Source organism: Saccharopolyspora soli (assembly GCF_022678645.1).
In the GTDB taxonomy this organism is placed as follows: Bacteria; Actinomycetota; Actinomycetes; order Mycobacteriales; family Pseudonocardiaceae; genus Saccharopolyspora; species Saccharopolyspora soli.
On record NZ_JALBWV010000168.1, the window covers coordinates 1 to 1,210 of the forward strand.

The following is a 1,210-nucleotide window of genomic DNA, read 5'->3' on the forward strand; positions in this document are numbered from 1 at the left end:
CCATGTCTCTCGACACACCAAGCTTGGCGGCCACCGCCGTGTTCGACCCGCCTTCTGCGCACGTCAACACAATCCGCGAGCGCAACGCCAACGCCTGCGCGGTCTTCCGGCACCGCGCCTACCACTCCAACGTCCGGCGTTCGGTCTCGGTCAGCTCCAGCGGCACCCGCTTCGGACACGGCAACCACACCATCGTCCGACGACAAACTGTTAATTCACAACACTAGAACGGCATTCGCGGCTGCAGGCCCAGCCGCAGGCGCCCGGCGTTCTCCCAGGTGCGCTCGGGCTGAAGCGTGACATGTGTGCGGATCATGCTGAGGTCGCGGAAGTAACGCTCGATCCGCTGGCCCCTGTTCGAAGCACTGGAGCCACTCGTCCGGAAGACCGTCTCGACAGTCTTCGACGCCAGCTGCACGACCTGCTGCTCGATGAGGATGAGGCGGCGGTCGTCCTCGTCGCTGACGAGCTGGCCGGTCTCCATCGAGCGTCGCGCCAGCTCCGTCCACCTCTGAGCGACCTGATGCAGCGCCGCCTCAGCGGTGTCGACATACGCCGTTGCCTCCCCCAGAAGCCGCTGGAACACGGCGAGGTCGGAGCGCTTCGGCGACATGGGGCCCCACTGGTGCTTGGTCGTGAGGTTCTCGACATATTCATCGATCGCCGCGTGCGCAATACCCACACAGACCGCTGCCGGTTCGGAGACGAGCAGGGACGCGAGCGACCCGTAGAACGTCGGGTTCGGATACAGGCCGCGCCCGGGAAACTCCACGACGGGACGGGCGGGGTTCGGCGACGGCACGGTGTGGTGCTCGGGGACGAACAGATCCTCGACGACGACCCGCCGCGAGCCCGTTCCACGCATGCCGAGCACGTCCCAGTTGTCGATGATCTGGAACTGATCCCGACGCATTGCGACGAAGCGCGTGTCGACGAGCTCGCCGCCCGGCTCGGTGACGACACCCGCGACACCCATGAAGTGCGTTGCCACGTCACAGCCGGACGCATAGTCCCACCATCCCGTGATCCGGTAACCACCGTCGACCTTCAGCGCGGGCGCAGGGACAGCGGAGAGCGTGCAGCGCAAGTCACCGTTGCCGAACAGCTCGACCTGCCCCTGCTCCGGGAAGAGACCGACGATGAGGTTGTGCGTAGCCATGAGCCCGAAGACCCAGCCGCTCGACGGGCAGCCGCGTGACAGCTCGACCGT

General features: G+C 66.2%; 2 protein-coding genes. One reads left to right on the forward strand and one right to left on the reverse strand.

Annotated elements, in window-relative coordinates:
• Nucleotides 1–227 (forward strand): hypothetical protein (locus tag MOQ72_RS44110; protein WP_242192033.1); only part of this gene is annotated, 227 nt, incomplete at its 5' end.
• Here the strand turns inward: MOQ72_RS44110 and MOQ72_RS44115 are convergent.
• A partial coding sequence (locus MOQ72_RS44115) for an acyl-CoA dehydrogenase family protein (RefSeq protein WP_242192034.1) occupies nucleotides 224–1,210 on the reverse strand: 987 nt, incomplete at its 5' end. The two genes, MOQ72_RS44110 and MOQ72_RS44115, sit on opposite strands and share 4 nt — an antisense overlap.